The 18,943-nt window shown below is 64.5% G+C and carries 16 protein-coding genes; 5 read left to right on the top strand and 11 right to left on the bottom strand.

Features of this window, described 5'->3' with window-relative positions; genetic code table 11:
- Positions 1 to 70 precede the first annotated feature (70 nt).
- The 11 genes from B4920_RS12465 to B4920_RS12415 form a co-directional block, all read right to left on the bottom strand.
- Positions 71 to 1,471, bottom strand: a complete 1,401-nt coding sequence (locus B4920_RS12465) for an LLM class flavin-dependent oxidoreductase (protein WP_079435009.1) — start codon at positions 1,469 to 1,471, stop codon at positions 71 to 73.
- A 69-nt stretch (positions 1,472 to 1,540) separates the two neighbouring features.
- Positions 1,541 to 2,668, bottom strand: a complete 1,128-nt coding sequence (locus B4920_RS12460) for a porin (RefSeq protein WP_079435008.1) — start codon at positions 2,666 to 2,668, stop codon at positions 1,541 to 1,543.
- 270 nt (positions 2,669 to 2,938) lie between these two features.
- On the bottom strand, positions 2,939 to 3,745 hold the full coding sequence (locus B4920_RS12455) for an ABC transporter ATP-binding protein (RefSeq protein WP_079435007.1): 807 nt from the start codon (positions 3,743 to 3,745) through the stop codon (positions 2,939 to 2,941).
- Between the two features lie 65 nt (positions 3,746 to 3,810).
- On the bottom strand, positions 3,811 to 5,148 hold the full coding sequence (locus B4920_RS12450; RefSeq protein WP_079435006.1) for an ABC transporter substrate-binding protein: 1,338 nt from the start codon (positions 5,146 to 5,148) through the stop codon (positions 3,811 to 3,813).
- A gap of 120 nt (positions 5,149 to 5,268) precedes the next feature.
- Positions 5,269 to 6,336, bottom strand: coding sequence for a branched-chain amino acid ABC transporter permease (locus tag B4920_RS12445; protein ID WP_079435085.1), 1,068 nt, complete (start codon positions 6,334 to 6,336; stop codon positions 5,269 to 5,271).
- Positions 6,337 to 6,341: 5 nt separating this feature from the next.
- A complete protein-coding gene (locus B4920_RS12440) occupies positions 6,342 to 7,223 on the bottom strand; it encodes a branched-chain amino acid ABC transporter permease (protein ID WP_079435005.1) in 882 nt (293 codons plus the stop codon).
- Between the two features lie 18 nt (positions 7,224 to 7,241).
- The gene (locus B4920_RS12435; RefSeq protein ID WP_079435004.1) at positions 7,242 to 8,045 is read right to left on the bottom strand and encodes an ABC transporter ATP-binding protein; all 804 of its coding nucleotides are present in this window, start codon (positions 8,043 to 8,045) and stop codon (positions 7,242 to 7,244) included.
- Entirely contained in the window at positions 8,042 to 9,202 is a 1,161-nt protein-coding gene (locus B4920_RS12430) for an AMP-binding protein (RefSeq protein ID WP_079435003.1), read from the bottom strand. Before B4920_RS12430 ends, B4920_RS12435 begins: the two co-directional genes overlap by 4 nt.
- Positions 9,203 to 9,507: 305 nt before the next feature.
- On the bottom strand, positions 9,508 to 10,725 hold the full coding sequence (ribA, locus tag B4920_RS12425) for a GTP cyclohydrolase II (RefSeq protein WP_161493295.1): 1,218 nt from the start codon (positions 10,723 to 10,725) through the stop codon (positions 9,508 to 9,510).
- 79 nt (positions 10,726 to 10,804) lie between these two features.
- Positions 10,805 to 11,959, bottom strand: coding sequence for a sigma-54-dependent Fis family transcriptional regulator (locus B4920_RS12420; RefSeq protein ID WP_305847117.1), 1,155 nt, complete (start codon positions 11,957 to 11,959; stop codon positions 10,805 to 10,807).
- Positions 11,956 to 13,161 carry an acyl-CoA dehydrogenase family protein gene (locus B4920_RS12415; RefSeq protein WP_216819863.1) on the bottom strand — a complete coding sequence of 402 codons (1,206 nt, stop codon included), beginning with the start codon at positions 13,159 to 13,161 and terminating at the stop codon, positions 11,956 to 11,958. Before B4920_RS12415 ends, B4920_RS12420 begins: the two co-directional genes overlap by 4 nt.
- A 405-nt stretch (positions 13,162 to 13,566) precedes the next feature.
- Here B4920_RS12415 and B4920_RS12410 point away from each other — a divergent pair, with 405 nt between their 5' ends.
- The 5 genes from B4920_RS12410 (at position 13,567) to B4920_RS12390 (ending at position 18,892) form a co-directional block, all read left to right on the top strand.
- Positions 13,567 to 14,775, top strand: coding sequence for an acyl-CoA dehydrogenase family protein (locus B4920_RS12410; protein WP_079435000.1), 1,209 nt, complete (start codon positions 13,567 to 13,569; stop codon positions 14,773 to 14,775).
- A gap of 16 nt (positions 14,776 to 14,791) precedes the next feature.
- Positions 14,792 to 15,484: a 3,4-dihydroxy-2-butanone-4-phosphate synthase gene (gene ribB, locus B4920_RS12405; protein WP_079434999.1), complete on the top strand. Its 693-nt coding sequence runs from the start codon at positions 14,792 to 14,794 to the stop codon at positions 15,482 to 15,484.
- Positions 15,485 to 15,919: 435 nt separating this feature from the next.
- Complete coding sequence (gene msuE, locus B4920_RS12400) at positions 15,920 to 16,489, top strand: FMN reductase (protein WP_079434998.1); 570 nt, start codon at positions 15,920 to 15,922, stop codon at positions 16,487 to 16,489.
- Positions 16,490 to 16,530: 41 nt separating this feature from the next.
- Positions 16,531 to 17,631 carry a dimethylsulfone monooxygenase SfnG gene (gene sfnG, locus B4920_RS12395; RefSeq protein ID WP_079434997.1) on the top strand — a complete coding sequence of 367 codons (1,101 nt, stop codon included), beginning with the start codon at positions 16,531 to 16,533 and terminating at the stop codon, positions 17,629 to 17,631.
- A 31-nt stretch (positions 17,632 to 17,662) separates the two neighbouring features.
- Positions 17,663 to 18,892 carry an acyl-CoA dehydrogenase family protein gene (locus tag B4920_RS12390; RefSeq protein WP_079434996.1) on the top strand — a complete coding sequence of 410 codons (1,230 nt, stop codon included), beginning with the start codon at positions 17,663 to 17,665 and terminating at the stop codon, positions 18,890 to 18,892.
- Positions 18,893 to 18,943 lie beyond the last annotated feature (51 nt).

Genomic DNA, 18,943 nt, shown 5'->3' with positions numbered 1-18,943 from the left:
AAAAACTGATTTTTTTAGTCAGCGAATGGATAAGCCGGCCATACCGTAGTCCAAACCGGCCCCATCGGCTTCAGGCCACCTCGCGGCTCGCGCCCTTCTCCCGTTTGACGGCCTCTATATCCCGGTACCGGGCCGCCGGGTGGCTATCGGGCAGGCGGGGGCCCTCACCGAACAGCTTCTCGCGCAGGGTGCCCGGCTTGTACGCCGTGGGATAGACGCCGCGGCGCTGCAGTTCCGGCACGAGGTACTCGACGACGTCCTCGAAGGTCTCGTGGGACAGGGCATAGGCCAGGTTGAAACCATCCACGTCGGTCTCCTCGACCCACTGCTGGAGGGTGTCCGCCACGGTGGCCGGCGAACCGACGAAAACCGGCCCCAGCCCGCCGATGCCGGCCCAGCGCGCCAGTTCGTCGATGGTCCATTCCTTGTCGCCCTTGGCCAGGTGTTCGACCACCGACACGATGGCGTTGGTCTCCACCGCACGCACCGGGTCCTGCGGCGCGTACTTGCCAAAATCGATGCCGCTCCAGCCCGACAGCAACACCAGCGCCCCGTCGTAGGACACGTGCTGTTTGTATTCCTCGAACTTGGCCCAGGCCTTCTCGTCGGTCTCGTCCACGATCACCGTCACCAGCGCATAGACCAGCACCTTGGACGGGTCGCGGCCGGCCGCGGCGGCCTGCTGACGGATATCCGCCACATACTGCTGCAACGTGGACCGCGCCGGGGTGGACACGAACACGCACTCGGCGTGGCTCGCCGCGAAGGCCTTGCCGGCCCCCGACGCCCCAGCCTGGAAGAGCACCGGAGTCCGCTGGGGCGACGGCTCGCACAGGTGGTAGCCGGGCACGTCGAAATAGCGCCCCTTGTGGCCGATCTCATGGACCTTGTCCGGATCGATGAAGACGCGGCTGGCCTTGTCACGCAGCACCGCCCCGTCCTCCCAGCTGCCTTCGAGCAGCTTGTAGAGCACCTCGACATACTCCGCCGCCACCTCGTAGCGATTGTCGTGGCGCCGCAGGCCGCCCTCCCCGACGTTGCGGGCGCCACTCTCCAGGTAGGACGTGACGATGTTCCAGCCGACCCGTCCCTTGGTGTGATGGTCCGCGGTGGCCAGGCGGCGGGCGAACGTGTACGGGTGTTCGAAGGAGGTGGACGCGGTGATGCCGATGCCCAGGTGCTCGGTGACCATCGCGATCGGCGCCGCCAGCTGCAGCGGATCGCTGACCGGAATCTGCACCCCCTGGTGGAGGGCATGGTAGTTGTCGCCCTTGTAGACGTCGTAGTAACCCACCACGTCGGCGATGAACACCGCATCGAAAAAGCCGCGCTCGAGGATCTTGGCCAGGTCGGTCCAGTATTCCAGATCCTTGTACTGCCACGAGCGGTCGCGGGGATGCGTCCACAACCCCGGCGACTGATGGCCGACGCAGTTCATTTCAAAGGCGTTGAAGCGGATGGTCTTGCTCATTTGATGATGACTCCCGGGACGCCGGCGAACGAGGCCACCGGCATGAAGACAGGGTCCGACAACAAGGACTCAGAAGTTATGACGGATGCCGGCCGCAGCACTGCGCTGGTAGCCGTTGCCCGGGTTGTAGCCGGCGCCCACCGAGCTGATGAAGCCGGCGTCGCGCCCGGCGGCGTTGTTGTTGACGCTGGAATAGGTGGTGTACAGCGCGGTGCGCTTGGACAAGGCGTACTCGTAACCCACGGCCCACTGGTCGGCCTTGGCGTCGCCTGCGCCGTCCGCCAGTTCGGTGCTGCGTCGGACGTAGGACGTGAGCACGGTGCCATGGCTGCCGACCGGAAGCGTGGCGCCTACCAGCCACTGGCGGCTGTTCTTGCCGGCCAGCGCGCCCGTGTCGGGGCTGAAATCGGCGGTCCCGGCACGACGCACGCCATAGAGCGCGGCCAGCTTGGCCACCCCCAGGTCGAGGGTCCCGCCGGCCTCGTAGACGCGCACCTTCTTGCCGTCATACGAGACCGCCACCGGAGCGCCGCTCTCGTCGAGCCCCGAGGTGCGGGCACTCAGCTCCTGCAGGTGCACGCCGAGGAGGAGCGGACCGTTCCGGTACTGGGGGACCACCGACAGCCCCCGCACGTCGCCAACCGCCCCGCTACCGCGATTGGCGATGGACTCCTGGCCGTAGCCGTTGGCCGTATATGCCGCCGATACGGAGAAGCCCTGCCAGTCCGGCGAGAAATAGGTGGCCTGATTGTCCCAGCGGTATTCGGTCAGGTACACGTTGTTGTACTGGCCGACCGTAACGCTGCTGAACGGATCGATCTCCGAGGTCAGCAGGTAGCCGGGCGTGTACTGGCGCCCAAGTGCAACCCGCCCGAACTTGCCACCCAGTGCCACGAAGGCCTGGCGGCTGAAGCCGCCCCCGCCGGTCAATTGGCCCGTTGCCGCATCGACCGCAGCTTCCAGCACGAAACTCGCCTTGAGCCCGTTACCGATGTATTCGGAGCCCTGAAAGCCCAGACGGCTCGGCACGCTGGTGCCGGAATCGATACGCGACTGGCTGCCGACCGTCGGATCGATGTTCTTGCCGCTCCATCGATAGCCCATATCGACGGTGCCGAAAATGGTGACGTTGTCCAGGGCCAGCGCGGAGGTGCTGAAAACAGTGAGCAGCAGGGCTGCAATAGCGGTGTTTCTCATTTTTTTCCTATCGGGGTTTATTTATATTTCCTACTCCTCGCTATTAGCAGAAGGCATGCCAATAAAATTCCACGAAAAAGCCATGAAAATAAAAGGCTGAATGGTGCACGTGCTCCCCGAGAAACATCCACTGCTATTTCCATGCCTCCCCTCCAGCATTTATTTAATGCCGATATTGTTTTTCAGTAAAAAGAGGCGAGTGCAAAACAAAAAGGCCGTGCACTTTCGATGCACGGCCTATTCAAAGGCTGACGCGTTAAACTAGAAGATCTATTCCCGTGCGCGCCTGCTGTGATAATGCTTGGCCTCGCGGAAGCTGCGCCGCCCCTCCATGTTCATGCCCAGATAAAAGGACCGGATGTCGTCCCGCGCGGCCAGATCGGCCGATGGCCCATCGCTCGCGACACGCCCGCTCTCCATCACATAGGCGTGGTCCGAATAGCGCAGGGCAATGGCGGCGTTTTGCTCGGCCAGCAGAAAACTGACCCCTTCTTCCCGATTGAGGCGCCGGACGATTTCGAAGATTTCGGTGACGATCTGCGGGGCCAGCCCCATCGAAGGTTCATCCAGCAACACCAGGCGGGGTCGGCCGATCAACGCCCGCCCGATGGCCACCATCTGCTGCTCGCCGCCGGAGAGATAGCCTGCCAGGCTGCGCCGGCGCTCCCTGAGACGTGGAAAGTAACGATAGATGCGCTCGATGCCTTCCTGCAGATCGGAGCGGGACGGCGCATGGGCAAAAGCTCCGACCCGGAGGTTTTCTTCCACGTCCAGATGGGGAAAGCAATGGCGTCCTTCGAGGACCTGCACCAGTCCGCCCTCGACCAGGGCCGACGGCGCGGACTGCAGGACGTCGCGCCCGGCGAAGTGGATCCGTCCATCGACCACTTCGCCCCGCTCCGCGCCGATCAGACCCGAGATGGCCTTGAGGGTCGTGGTCTTGCCGGTACCGTTGGCCCCCAGCAAGGCGACAATGCCGCCTTCGGGCACAACCAGGCTGACGCCGCGGGCGCCGAGGATCACTTTGTCGTAGATCACGTGGATATCCTCCACGTTGAGTATCGGAGAGTTCGTCATGGCAATATCCAGTCAGGCGGTACCCCGCGGACGCCGGAACCGGCGCTCGCGGAGCGGTGGCACGATCAGCCTTCCTTCGCGCAATTACGCGGCGTGATGCCCTTTTCCTTGGCGTAGGCGGCAGCCGACTTTTCGATGATAGGGCGCAGCAGCGCACGGTCGGCCTGAACCCAGTCGCTGATCACCTTCCAGCGGGCACCATCCCATTGCTGGAAGCGCACCGCACCGCCGCCTTCGTGGTCCGCGCACGACAGCTTGAGGTTCTGCACCAGCCCGACCGCGCCGAGTTCCTGCAGACGCTTGTTGTCGATGTTGAGGTGCTCGAAGCCCCAGCGCACTTCCTCGCCGCTGAGCGGACGCTTGCCGAACTTGGCCTGCGCGATGCGGACGGCCTCGACGTTGAGGATGCCGTTCACCACCCCGAGGTTGTAATACACATTGCCGAAACGCTTCGGATCCTGCAGGTTGCCCTTGCCGGCCTTCACCACCTGCTTGTCGATGTCCTTGAGAACCGGGAAGTCGGTGCCGGCCGGATGGGTGGTGATTGAGATGAATCCCTTGGCGGCGTCACCGGCCGGAGCCGCATCGTCCTCCGAATTGCTCCAGATGTTGCCGATCACGCGGTCCGCCGGAAAACCGGTCTTCGCGGCGGTCTTCAGGGCCACCGGGTTCATCACCCCCCAGCCGCGCAGGATCACCCATTCGGGCTTGATACGGCGGATGTTGAGCCACTGGGACTGCTGCTCCGTGCCCGGATGGGGGACTTCGATGTGGGTCACGCTGAAGCCGTACTTCTTGGCCAGGATGTCGAGGATCGGGATGGTTTCCTTGCCGTAGGGCGAGCCGTGGTAGAGCGTAACGATCTTCTTGCCCTTCAGCTTGTCGAGGCCGCCCGCCTTCTGACCGATGTAGTTAACGATCGCCGACACCTCGCTGTAAGGATTCAGCTGCAGCGGGAAGACGTAGGGGAACACGCTGCCATCGGTGGAATCGGTGCGCCCGTGGTTGATGGTGATCAGCGGGATCTTGTCAGCGGTGGAGCGCTCCAGCGTGGCATAGGCGATACCGACACTGAGAGGATTGGTGGCCGCTGCAGGCGCACCGTTGAGGCCTTTCTTCAGGCGCTCATAGCATTCGACCCCCTTTTCGACAACGTATTCCGTCTCGCATTCGGACCAGGTCAGCTTGACCCCATTGACGCCCCCGTCGCGGGCGTTGATCAGCTGCATGTAGTCGATGAAACCACCGAAAAAGCCGGTGCCGCCGGCCGCGTAGGGCCCCACCCGATAGCTCTGCAAGGGGAAATACTGCTCGTTGGCAGCAAAGGCGGCGCCGCTGGCCAAGGCCAGACCGAGGCTGAATGTGGCCGCCAGGCGGCGGGGGGAAAAACGTGATGCGGTCATAGATCGACTCCAGTGGAAAATGATGGGCGCGCCAGGCACACCCGTGACGCGTCCCGGTGCAGCTGGCCAGGCCGCTCCGTGATGCACGGTTTCAGGTGAAATGGAAAAAGGGGTTTGCGCTCAGTCCCGCAAGGGCCACACCCGGGCCCGGGCGCGCAGCCCTCGCCACAGGCTCGCCAGCCCTTCGGGCTCACGGATCAGGAACAGGATGATCAGTACGCCGAACAGGATCTTCTGCAGGTTCTCGGTATCCCCGGGATCGATGACGCCCCCGAGCAGTGAGCCCCCGAGGTTGCTCATCAGCAGCGGCAGCAACACGATGAACGCGGCCCCCAGGAAGTTGCCGAGGATGCTCCCCAGCCCGCCGATGATGACGATGAACAGGACCTGGAACGAGCGGTTGAGGTCGAACCCGTGGGGCTCCACCGTTCCCAGGTAGGCGAAGGCCCACAGGGAGCCCGCCACACCGCAATAGAAGGCACCGATCGCGAAGGCCAGCAGCTTGGTGCGGGCCACCGGAATACCGATCACCGCGGCCGCCGTATCCATGTCACGCACCGCCATCCAGTTGCGCCCGAGATCGGAACGCACGATGCGCACGGCCACGACGAACAGCACCGTGACCACCGCCAGCGTCAGCAGGTAGCGCCCCGCCGGAGAGGACAGATCCACGCCGAGGACGGACAGCGGCGGCGCGGTGATCACGCCGGACGGATTGAAGTTGGAAAACCAGCCGAACTTGGTCAACGCCCACTCCACCAGGAACTGGGCCGCCAGCGTCGACACGATCAGGTAGAAGCCCTTGATGCGCAGGCTGGGCAGGCCGAAGACGACACCCGCAGCGGCAGCCACCAGTCCGCCGAGCAGGAAACTGGCGAGAAAGGGCAACCCCTCGACGCGCAACTGGAAGTTGTAGGCGGCGAACGCCCCCACTGCCATGAAGGCTGCAGTCCCCAGGGACAGTTGCCCCGCGTAGCCGGTGAGCAGGTTGAGCCCCAGCCCCGCGAGAGACAGCACCAGGAACGGGATCAGGATGGCGCTCAACCAGTAGTCGCTGGCCCACAGCGGGACGACTAGATAGGAAAAAGCCAGCAGGGCGATGATTCCCAGGCGTGCCTGGCGCAGACGAAACACCCGGCGGTCGTCCGCGTAACGGGTGCTGAACTGGCCGGTTTCGGATAACAACAGCATGATCAGACCCTCTCGATGGCCCGTTCGCCGAACAGACCGGCCGGACGGACCAGCAGGAACAGCAGCGCGAGCACATAGGGAAACCAGTTCTCCAGACCGTCCCCGATCAACGGCCCGACATACACCTCGGCCAACTTCTCGCTCGCACCGACGATCAGGCCACCAACGATGGCCCCGCCGATCGACGAGAAGCCGCCGATGATGAGAACCGGCAAGGCTTTCAGCACCACCAGCGACAGGGAGAACTGGACGCCCAGGCGCGCGCCCCACAGCAGACCGGCGACCAGGCTGACGAAGCCCGCCACCGCCCACACCACGCCCCAGATCCGCTGCAGGCGGATGCCCACCGACAGCGCGGCCAGCGGATCGTCGGCCACCGCACGCAGGGACAGGCCGATGCGGGTCCGGCTGAACAGCAGCGACAAAGCCAGCACCAGCGCCGCCGCCGTGCCTGCCGCGAAGAGGTCGAAACTGCTGAGCAGCACGCCGCCGAACTCCAGAGGCTCATCCTTGATGCCGAGCTCGAGGCCGTGCACCTGGGCGCCCCACAGGAGCTGGGCCAAGCCCTCGATGATGAAGCTGACCCCCAGGGTGGCCATGAACAACGTGATCGGCGGCCGGTTCACCAGATGCCGCAAGACGCCGCGCTCGATGGCCCAGGCCAGCACCAGCATGGACGCCAGCGTTGCGGCAAAGGCGCTCCAGAATGCGAACCCCCGTTCCAGCAGGCTCACGAAGGTCAGCGCCGCAAACAGCACCATCGAGCCCTGGGCGAAATTGAAGACGCCCGAGGCCTTGAAGATCAGCACGAAGCCGATCGCCACCATCGAATACATGACGCCGGCGAGGAGCCCGCCGATCAGCACTTCCAGAAAAAAATCCATCTCGCCTTTCCCTTCCGTCTAGTGCGCGCTGCCGATGTAGGCGGCAATCACATCCGGGTTGTCGCGCACCTCGGCCGGGGCGCCGTCGGCGATCTTGCGGCCGTAGTCCAGCACCACCACATGATCGGAAATGTCCATCACCACACCCAGGTCATGCTCGATGAGCACCACCGTCGTCCCGAAGTCCCGATTGATGTCGAGGATGAAGCAACTCATGTCCATCTTCTCCTCGAGGTTCATGCCCGCCATCGGCTCGTCGAGCAGCAGCAGGCGCGGCTCCGCAGCCAGGGCGCGGGCCAGTTCGACGCGCTTCTGCAAGCCGTAGGGCAGCTTGCCGACCGGCGTATCGCGGTAGGCCTGGATGTGCAGGAAGGCCAGGATCTCCTCGGCCTTGCGACGGTGTCCGTCAGCCTCGTCGCGCGCCGCACGCAAGCCCAGCACCTGCCGGAACCAGCCGGCCCGAACGTGCAGGTTCCGGCCGGCGAGGACGTTGTCGAGCACGCTCATGCCCTTGAACAAGGCCACGTTCTGGAAAGTGCGCGCGATCCCGCGCCGGGCCGCCCGGCGCGGCGTGATGCGCATCGACGCCACCCCGTCATACACCACCCGCCCCTGCTGAGGACGGTACACCCCGTTGATCACATTGAGCAGGGAGCTCTTGCCCGCCCCGTTCGGCCCGATCAATGAGCAGATCTCACCGGAGCGGACCGCAAAGGAGATGTCGGTCACCGCCTTCACGCCGCCGAAGGATAGCGAGATGCCTTCCACCGCCAGCAGCGGCGCGGCGGCAACCGGCGCCGGCGGGTAGGCCGCCGCACTCATGTCGCCCCCCAGACGGTCAGCTCGAAGGAGATCCGGGGCGACGGAGCCCCGTCCTCCCGCCCAGCCGGCGCGATGTCGGGCCAGTGCTGAAGCTCGATGCCGAGGCAGCGGAAGAAATCGACGGTGGCATCGTCCGCCGGCGGGCCTATCACGATGGCCGTGCGCACCCGCGCCAACCCGGCCACCTCCCGCAGGGGCGACAGGACCAGCAGGCGCGCCAGCCAGCCGCCACCGTCCGGCGTCAAGGCGCGCACCAGCCAGTTGCCCCAGCGCCCTCCTGCCGCCGGCAGACGGGCCGCGATCCGGGCCCGCAGCCTGGCGTAGGTGTGAGCGGCGCCGACGACCAGGGTCGGACCGATCTCCCGCCGATCCCGGTCGCGACTGTCCAGCCCTTCGGCCAGATTGATGGAAAAACCACCGATCAGCCAGGGCGCGAGCAGGTAGCGCACCACCCCTGCCGGCGCAAAGCGGCGGCCGGCGAAGGCCGCATCCCGCTCGCCTACCCGGGCAGCCCGCAGCAGGCCTGCGGCGCCGGCCACCAGGTCATCGTGACGCAGTACGTCCTCGTCGGCGCCATCCCAGTCACTGGGTCCCGCATAACGTACGGCGACACCGGCAGCACGTGCTGACAGCGGCGGGACGAGCCGGTCCGCCCCGCCGGCCAGCCAGGCTGGATAGGCGGCCAGCGCGGCCTCGCCATAGGCGTGCAGCCCGCGTCCATCCGCGAATATCAGCCGCACACCGTCAAAACCCGCTGCCAGCAAACGATCGACCTGCTCCTGATCCTCGCCGTGGGCCACCTTTGGCGCCAGCATTCGCAGCATCCCCGCCAGCGCATCCGCCTCCGCCTCAACCGGCAAGGGCGCAGCGACCCCGCCCAGCCATTGGGCCGCCAGCATCAGGATCACCGCTTCCGCGCAAGGATGGCCAAGCAAGGCCAGCACATCGCCAGCGCCGAACCCATCGGCCTCAAGGGCAGCCGCAGCCCGCGCCACTTCGTCGGCCAACACCGACCACGTGCGCTCGTGCCAGATTCCGAGCCGTTTCTGGCGGAGGGCAATGGCGTTCGCCCTGCGCCGGGCCTGTTCGAGCAGATATCCCGGCAACGTGGCCGGGGTTGCCCCGGCCCTGTCCGCATCCGTCCTGGAGATTTGCATTGCGACGATTCCCGGATCAATTCATTTTCGACACGAATTCAAATTCGTGCCGCCACCTATTTCCATTCTCGCCACCCCGAAAATCAATTCCGGGCCGTGACGCACAGCAATAAGCAGTTTCCGTTCCAGGAAAACAGGCAGATTTGACCTGGCAAATCTTCCGTATTAGCTCCCTTTTGACAAAAATCGGATCACGCATGCTGATGAGGTGCTTTCAGGAAAGCACCCGGCATTCGGAAATGCCTTTCTGAAGCACAAAAATGAAAAAGCCCCTTGCGGGGCCGATATTCACTTCAGACGCCAATTCATTCGAAAGGCAGGTCATGCCCCATTCTGGCTTTCTTGGTGCGCAGATAGCGGACATTTTCCTGGGTACTCGGCGGAACGACAGGAATGACGCGATGGACCGGAATACCGGCACGCACGAGTTCGTCCCGCTTCTTCGGATTGTTGCTGAGCAGGTGCACCGAACGCACCCGGAGATCCCTCAGGATGTCGGCCGCGCAAACGAAACTGCGCGCATCGACCGGCAAGCCCAGCGCCACATTTGCATCGACGGTATCGAGCCCCTCGTCCTGCAAGGCGTAGGCGCGCACCTTGTGTCCGAGACCGATGCCGCGCCCCTCGTGTCCGCGCAAGTAAATCAACAGTCCACAGCGCCCGGCGGCGATGCGGGCGAGGGACATGTCGAGCTGCGGGCCGCAATCGCAGCGCAGGGAGCCGAACGCATCGCCCGTCAGACATTCCGAATGCAGGCGGACCGGGACGTCATCCTGCTCCGCGACGTCCCCCCACACGAGGACCGCATGCTCCGCACCGTCGAGGGCGGAACGATAGGCATGCAGGATGAACTCACCGTGGCGGGTCGGCAGCCGCGACGATGCAACATGGGCGACGCGCAGGCCGGCATCCGCCGCCTGTCCCTCCAGATCCTCCGGATGAATCACCGGGACCCCATGGGCGATGGCGAAGGCAGCCACCTCCGGCCCCTGGAGATAGCGCCCCCGGTCGTCGAACAGGGAACAGATCAACGCCGCATCGGCAAGCCCTGAGCGGCGGGTCAGACAGGAGACGACCGGGTCGCTGTCCGGCCAGCTGAGTGTTCCGGCGCCGCTCATGGCGACAAAGGGGTCGCCAAATTCGACAGCAATGCGCTCGGCATCGGCGGGATTGCCGGCGAGGGCATGCAACAAGGGCAGCAGCCCGTCCGCGGGCCCCTGCTCCGTGCGCTCGCCGGGAAAGCCCTTCAGACGATGCACGAGCGCCGTGCCGTCGGGATCTTCGAGACGCGACAGGAACAGCCGGATACCGTGCAGTTGGCGATCGGGCAACAGCACGCTCACCATGCCCCGGGTGTGGCGGCGCAGAAAGGACAGGGTGCCGTCGCTCACGTTTTCCAGAGCGGCCACGAGACAAGCCCCGCCCCCCTGCCGGGGGGAAGGGGCCAGCACCACCACATCGCCACGCCGAAATGCCTCCAGCGCCGCCAAGGGGGCGTGAGCGCCATGCGTTCGGGATTTCATCTTGCTATCCATCGGGAACCCCCGTGTTCTTCGATTGCCCCCGCGGACGCGGCAACCGGTCGGTCGCCGCATCGGGTGGCTATTTCAGGGCCGAGATGGCCCCGATCTTGATCAGGCGCGCGCGGATGACGTTGCGGCTGACCCCCAGCAGGCGCGCAGCCTGCACCTGGTTGCAATGACAATATTGGTAGGCCGCGCGCATCACCACCTCTTCGATCTTGTCGAACAGGTCTTCGTGGCACTCTTCGAAGAGCGCCAGCAAGGCCTTTTCCAGTTGATCGACCGCCTGGTCCGCCACCACGTCGGGCGTCGGCGCGGCACTCCGATCAAGCTTGAGCGTGGACAGATAAAGGTCTTCCGGCCTCAATACTGCATTCTTGGCGATCAGCAGACCGTGGTGAATGACATTCTCGAGTTCGCGGATGTTGCCCGGCCAGTCGTGCTGACACAGCTTCTGCTCGGTATCCGGGCGGATCGTCACCTCACCGTAGCCGAGCCGGCGGCGGTATTGATTGACGAAATGCCGGGTCAGCGGAAGGATGTCGCCAGGACGCTCGCGCAGCGGATGCAGTTCGAGGTGCACGACCCGCAGGCGGTAGAACAGGTCCTCGCGAAAGTGGCCCGCCTTGACCGCTTCTTCCAGCCTGACGTTGGTCGCCGCGATGAGGCGGACGTTGATCGGTACCGGCTTACGCGCCCCCAGACGGACAACCTCGCGCTCCTGCAGGACGCGCAGGAGCTTGACCTGGATGTTGAGCGGCAGGTCACCGATCTCGTCGAGAAACAAGGTGCCTTCGTTGGCCGCTTCGAACCAGCCGGCCTTCGACGAAAAGGCCCCCGTGAAAGCCCCCTTCTCATGCCCGAACAGCTCGCTTTCCACGAGGGACTCGGAAAATGCACCACAATTGACCGCCACAAACGGGCCGTTGCGACGGGTACTCAGCGCATGGACGTGCCGCGCGATGAGTTCCTTGCCGGTTCCCGTGTCGCCGATGATCAGGACATTGGCTTCGCTGGGTGCGACGAGCTGGATGCGCGCCAGCAAGGCCTTGGACTTCGGATCCTCGAACACCTGTGCCGTGGCGCGGATCGACTTGGACAGGACCTCCGGATTCGGCATCGTCAACAGCCGGCCGTCCACACGCCCTTCTTGTCCACCGGCAAACGAAACGAGCTCGGGATGGTCGTCCACTCGGGCCGCGCGCTCGGAATAGGTAGGTATGTCGTCGTTCACGAGTAAAACGTCGGCTTCGGGTATTGCTGCTTCAACGCCCATTCACCTAGCTCCAAGAGTTTGTAATCGATGGGATCGTGCATGGTGTGGGTGCGCAGATTGCGCCAGTAGCGATCCAGTCCCAGCCCGGCGTGGGTAGCGCGCGCACCGGTCACCTCGAACATGCGGGTGCACAGGTCCAGCCCGGTACGCGTGGCCAACACCTTGGCAGAAGCAATCGCCAGCGCGATCTCGCCCCGCTCCACCTCCGTCAGAAGCTCGCCCTTCTGCCAGCCCGCGTCCAGCATGTCTGCGGCGCGCTCGGCCATCACCCGCACCGCATCGAGACTCGCCCAGAATTCGCCGTAGTGATGCAGGACGTAGGGGTCGTCCTCGAAACGCTCCGCCAGCGAACGGTGCCACGGTCGGGCCTCGTTCAAGCTGTACTTGCGGGCGTCCGCATAGGCGCCCTCGGCGATGCCGGCATAAATATTGGTCAGGATCAGCTGGGCAATCAGCGGACGCAGGCACGCAAACGGCGTGCTGAGTGGCCCCGGGTCGGCAAGCACCTCCTGCTCCTCGATGCGGACCCGCTCGAAATTGACACTGCCGCTGTCAGTCTGCCGCTGGCCGAAATTGTCCCAGTCCTGGATCACGTTCACCCCGCTGCGGGCCGTGGGAATCGCCGCGATGATCAGCTTGCGGGCCTCTTCCTGCTCATAGGCCGAGACGATCAGCATCTCGGAGTCAAAGGCCCCCGAACAGAAGCTCTTCTTGCCGGAAAACTCGTACCAGCCGTCCAGGCGACGACTGGCCGTGCGACGGTCGAGCGGATTCAGCGCGTTGCCCCAGAACCAGTTGTGGCGCGCGGTCTGCTCGAACCAGGCACCCCATTGATCCGGCCTTGAGAACAGGCGCACCGTGGCCAGCATGAGGTGCTGAAAGGCGAAGACATGGCCGATCGAACTGTCGGCCCGGGACAGGACCCGAATCACGTCCATGGTCTCGCGCCAACTGGCGCCGAGACCTCCGTATTCGGTGGGAATCGACAATGCCAGCAGCCCACTGCTGCGCAGGGCATCGCGCTCCGCCTTCGGCGTCCCGCCCAACGTATCCCGCTCAGGTGCAGTGATGGCGAATTGCTCGGCAAGCCGCTCGGCGATCCTGATGGGGGTATCCAGCGCGAGGATCTCGCGGGAGTCGCCATGGGGCTCAGTCAACACAGAGGTCAAATCGGAAACTCCGGAATACAGAAGACGGGGAACGCTTCGCAGGAAGCGTGCCACGAAGTTTTCCGCGGCGTTCCACAGAGGTTGCTGCCAACTCAGCACTCGCCGTGCGCAACGGTCAGCAAGATGGTCACAAGGGTGCTCTTAAATCAGCACAACAGATGCGGGTGCGCCTCAATTAAGGCTCTTCCAGGCGACGCCAGTAGCCCCTTCTTTTCGACTGCTTCTACAGCAGCACGAAATCCGCATCGGTGCTCCCGTTCACGCATTCCTGGCACGAAAACCGGCCATTCCGCCGCCAGGGCGAATGGCACGTTCCCTGCTGTTCTGCCTCGGCCAATCACCGGGGGTTCAGCCTTCCCCCGTCCTCCATCGATCACGAGAGAACAGAAAGAAACCATGCACACCCTGCTCGAAGCACCGGAGACGAAAGTCCTCCGGGCGTCCACCAGCGGCCCCCTGGCCCTCGCCCGAGCCCTTGCCGACGAGTTCGCCCGAACCGCAGTCCAGCGCGATATGGCCGGCGGCACGCCAAAGGATGAACGGGATGCGATCAGACGCAGCGGCCTGCTCGGCCTGATCGTCCCGACCGAATACGGCGGCCACGGCGCCACCTGGACCGAAACCCTGCAGGTCGTCCGGGAGATTGCCCGCGTCGACAGCTCGGTCGCCCACGTTTTCGCTTTCCAGCACCTGCTGCTCGCGACCGTGCGCCTGTTCGGCAGTGCGGCCCAATGGCGTCCCCTGTTCGAAAAGACCGTCCGCCACGACTGGTTCTGGGGCAACGCCCTGAACCCGCTGGATACCCGTACGGTCTGTACGCCACGCGACGGCGGGTTTGAATTCAACGGCCAGAAGAGCTTCTGTTCCGGCGCCCTCGATGCCGACATGCTGATCGCCTCGGCCATCGATGAGGCCAGCGGCAAACTGGTGCTCGCAGCGCTCCCGCGTGATCGTGAGGGCATCCACCTCTTCCCCGACTGGGACAACATGGGCCAGCGCCAGACCGACAGCGGCAGTGCCCGCTTCGAGCGGGTCCGCATCGAACAACACGAAGTGCTGGCCGTTCCCGGCCCCCTGAGCTCCCCGTTCGCCTGTCTGCGTCCGCTGATCGCCCAGCTGATCCTGTCCAATATCTACCTCGGCATTGCCGAAGGCGCCCTGGCAGAGGCCCGTCGCTACACCAACGGACAAAGCCGCGCCTGGCCGGCGGCGCAGGTTGCGGCCGCCACCGAAGACCCCTACGTCCTGGGCACCTACGGCGAATTCTGGGTCGGCCTCGAAGGCGCCCGCCTGCTCACCGAGCGCGCAGCCCATTCCCTTGACACAGCCTGGGCCCGCGACCTCGACCTGAGCGAGACGGAACGCGGCGAAGTGGCGGTTAACGTGGCCGCCGCGAAGGTTGCCACCACCCGGGTCGGACTGGATCTGACCAGCCGCATGTTCGAGGTGGCCGGCGCCCGCTCGACCACCGCCGCCCTACGCTTGGACCGCTTCTGGCGCAACCTGCGCACCCACACCCTGCACGACCCGGTGGCCTACAAGATCCGCGAACTCGGCGACTGGAGCCTCAACGGCAGCTACCCAACCCCTTCCTTTTACTCCTGAGCCGATCACCCAGACCATGCATGACACTGCTCGCACCCCCACTTTCGATCCGGTCGAAGACGCCATCTCCGCGATCCGCAACGGCGAATTCGTCATCGTCGTGGACGATGCCGACCGCGAGAACGAAGGCGACCTGATCATCGCTGCCGAACAGATCACACCTGAAAAAATGGCGTTTCTGGTCCGCCATACCAGCGGCGTCGTCTGTATCGCACTCCCCGGCGCCCGCCTGGACCAGCTCGCCCTGCCCCTGATGGTGAGGGAAAATACCGACCCCCACCGCACGGCCTTCACCGTAACCGTCGATTACCGGCACGGCACCACCACCGGTATCTCGGCCAGCGACCGGGCGGCGACGCTGCGCGCCCTCGCCGACCCGGCCACGGCTCCAGGCGATTTCGCCCGTCCGGGTCACATCTTCCCCCTGCGCGTGCGTGAGGGCGGCGTGCTCAGCCGCCCCGGGCACACGGAAGCCGCCCATGACCTCGTCGCGCTCGCAGGCCTGCAAGCAGGCGGCGTGCTGTGCGAGATCGTGCGGGACGACGGCCGCATGGCCCGCCGCCCGGACTTGCTGCGCTTTGCCTGCCAGCACGACCTGCGGATCATTTCCATCGCCCAACTGATCGCGCATCGACGTGGCGACACCGGCCTCCTGCACACCGAACGCGACCGTTCGCCAGGCAGGGTTCCCCTTGAGGCCGCAGCCTGAGCCCCCGCACATCCTCCCGGCGTCCCAACGGCCACCCTCACCAGGTGGCCGTTGCTGCTTTGGAGTCATCCCCACCATTTCCTCCAGAACTCATCCATCCGGATCCGGCGTGGAATCGCCTTTCTCGGTGATCAATCCCGGAAAGAGCCTCCCAGGCAGCACGGGGTGCTCATGGAGTGCTTCTCAATCAGCACTTCTCTTTTTATTAATAAGCTTTCCCGAATCCTCTATTCCGAATATGCGCACAGAAAGACGATTCGGCCACCCAAAAATAGAAACAACAACCGATTGAGACTGATTTTTCAGATTCATTCTCTGTTATTTCGCTTAACCGTCGCCTTTATTTCATCTGGCATGGATGCTGCTATTTCCCTTCTACACCGCAAAGGGCGGATGAACCATCCAGTCACATGAATTGAATTCCGGAGAAATTGCATGAGCACCAAGCCGAAGATCGTCGCCGTATCCGGCGGACTGTACAAGCCGTCACGGACACGTGTCCTGGTGGACGAAATCGTCAATGGCCTCGTCCACCACCAGCCGGCGGACGTTCGCATCATCGATCTGTCCGGCATTGCCGCCGAACTGGGCGCCGTCGTCACCCCCACCGATCTCCCCCGCCACATCCTGGACGACATCCACGCCATCGAACAGGCTGACCTGCTGGTGGTGGCAAGCCCCGTGTACCGGGCCTCTTTTACCGGCCTTTTCAAGCACTTGTTTGATTTTGTCCACCACGAGGCCTTGATCGACGTACCGGTCCTGCTCGCCGCCACCGGCGGCAGCGAGCGCCATGCGCTGGTCATTGATCATCAGCTCCGGCCGCTGTTCAGTTTCTTCCAGGCACACACCCTGCCCATCGGCGTGTATGGCTCCGAAGCGGACTTCAGCAATTACCGCGTCAGCAGCGAAAGCCTCAAGGCGCGCATCGAACTGGCCACCACCCGCGCCTTGCCCTTTCTGCAGAAACGCCGCCAACCCGAGCAAAAGCTTGCGGCAGCCTGAATAAGACCATTTTCACCATTCACCTTCCAGGAGATCCTTTCATGAGCCAATCGAATACGCCGATCAAATTCGCCTACTGGGTTCCCAATGTCAGCGGCGGCCTCGTCGTCAGCAAGATCGAACAGCGCACCAGCTGGGACATCGACTATAACCGCCGCCTCGCCCAAATCGCCGAGGACGCCGGCTTCGAATACGCCCTTTCGCAAATCCGCTTTACCGCCGGATATGGCGCCGAATACCAGCACGAATCGGTGGCTATTTCCCATGCCCTGCTGGCGGCAACGACGAAGCTCCGGGTCATTGCCGCCATCCTGCCTGGCCCCTGGCACCCTGCCGTATTGGCCAAGCAGATTGCGACCATTGACCACCTCACCAAGGGACGCATCGCGGTCAATATCGTCAGCGGCTGGTTCAAGGGCGAATTCACCGCAATCGGCGAGCCGTGGCTTGAGCACGACGAGCGTTATCGCCGCTCCGAGGAGTTCATCCAGGCGCTCAAAGGCATCTGGACGCAGGACGACTTCACGCTGAAGGGCGATTTCTACCGTTTCCACAACTACAGCCTCAAGCCGAAGCCCCTGCAGCAGCCCCACCCCGAAATCTTCCAGGGCGGCAGCTCCCGCGCCGCACGCGACATGGCCGCCCGGGTCTCCGACTGGTACTTCACCAACGGCAACACGGTCGAAGGCATCAAGGCCCAGGTGGATGACATCCGAGCCAAGGCCGCCGCCAACAACCACAAGGTGAAGGTCGGCGTGAATGCCTTCGTCGTCGTCCGCGACACCGAGGAAGAGGCGCGCGCCGTCGTCCAGGAAATCATCGACAAGGCCGACCCGGTTGCCGTACGCGCCTTTGGCGACGCCGTGACCCAGGCCGGCAAGGCCAGCCCCGAGGGCGAAGGCAACTGGGCCAAGTCCACCTTCGAAGACCTCGTGCAATACAACGACGGCTTCAAGACCAACCTCATCGGAACGCCGCGCCAGGTGGCCGAACGCATCGTCGCCCTCAAGGCCGTCGGCGTGGATCTCGTGCTGACCGGCTTCCTGCACTTCCAGGAAGAAGTGGAGTACTTCGGCAAACACGTGCTGCCGCTGGTCCGCGAACTCGAAGCGCAACGGGAAACCGAACTGGCCGCCGCCTGACGGCCGGCCCCGCATAGCCAGGACAATCCATATGAGCGACACCCGAAACGACAACCCGCTGTCCACCGGCACGGACTACGAGGCCCTGGCGGCCCGTTTCCGCCCGATCTTCGCGCGCATCGCCGAAGGCGCGCTGGAGCGGGAGCGCCAGCGCCAGCTGCCCTACGAACCCATCGAATGGCTCAAGAAGGCGGGCTTCGGCGCAGTCCGCGTGCCGAAGGAATTCGGCGGCGGCGGTGCCTCCCTGCCCCAACTGGTCCGCCTGCTGATCGAGCTGGCCGAAGCGGACTCCAACCTGCCGCAAGCCCTGCGCGGCCACTTCGCCTTCGTCGAGGACCGTCTCAACGCAGCCCCCTCGCCCCAGCGCGCCCTGTGGTTCCAGCGTTTCGTCGAAGGCGACATCGTCGGCAACGCCTGGACCGAGGTCGGCACCGTCAAGCTCGGCGACGTGATTACCCGGGTTTCTCCGGACGGCAGCAAATGGCGCCTCAACGGCGAGAAGTACTACAGCACCGGCAGCATCTTTGCCGACTGGATCGACGTGTACGCCAAGCGGACGGACAACGACGGCGACGTGATCGCCGCGGTCAGCACGCACCAGGCCGGCATCACCCAGAAGGACGACTGGGACGGGTTCGGCCAGCGTACCACCGGCAGCGGTACCTCCCGCTTCGAAAACGCGCTGGTCGAAGCGGAGAACATCATCGACTTCGCAACCCGCTTCAAGTACCAGACCGCCCTCTATCAGCTCGTGCTGCTGGCGGTCCAGGCCGGTATAGGCCGCGCCGTCGAACGGGACGCGGCCCGCGCAGTAAGGGAGCGGCATCGCGTGTTCAGCACCGGCAACGCCCCGCAGGTTGCCCAGGACGTGCAGGTGCAGCAGGTGATCGGGCAGATCTCGGCGCTGGTCTATGCCGCCGAGGCCGCCGCGGTCAGGGCCGCCGAGCCGGCCCAGCGGGCCTACGAGGCACGCTTCGGCGGCGATGAAGAGCGCGAGAAAGCGGCCAACATCGACGCGGAGATCGAGTCCGCCAAGGCCCAGATCATCGTTTCCGAGCTGATCATCCGCGCCTCGAGCGATCTCTTCAACGCGCTGGGCGCGTCCTCGGCGAGCGAGACCCGCGCCCTCGATCGGCACTGGCGCAATGCACGCACCGTCGCCACCCACAACCCGCTGATCTACAAGGCGCGCATCGTAGGCGACTGGAGCATCAACGGCACCGAGCCGCCGTACATCTGGCAGATCGGCAGCGGCAAGTAAGCCCGGGGGCGGGTGCCCTTGCCGGCCCCGCCCGTCCCGCATTCGACCACA

Origin of the sequence: Zoogloea sp. LCSB751 (assembly GCF_002028455.1) — a bacterium.
GTDB lineage: Bacteria > Pseudomonadota > Gammaproteobacteria > Burkholderiales > Rhodocyclaceae > Zoogloea.
Note: the sequence above shows the minus strand (reverse complement) of the source record. Positions and strands in the feature narration are given on the sequence as shown.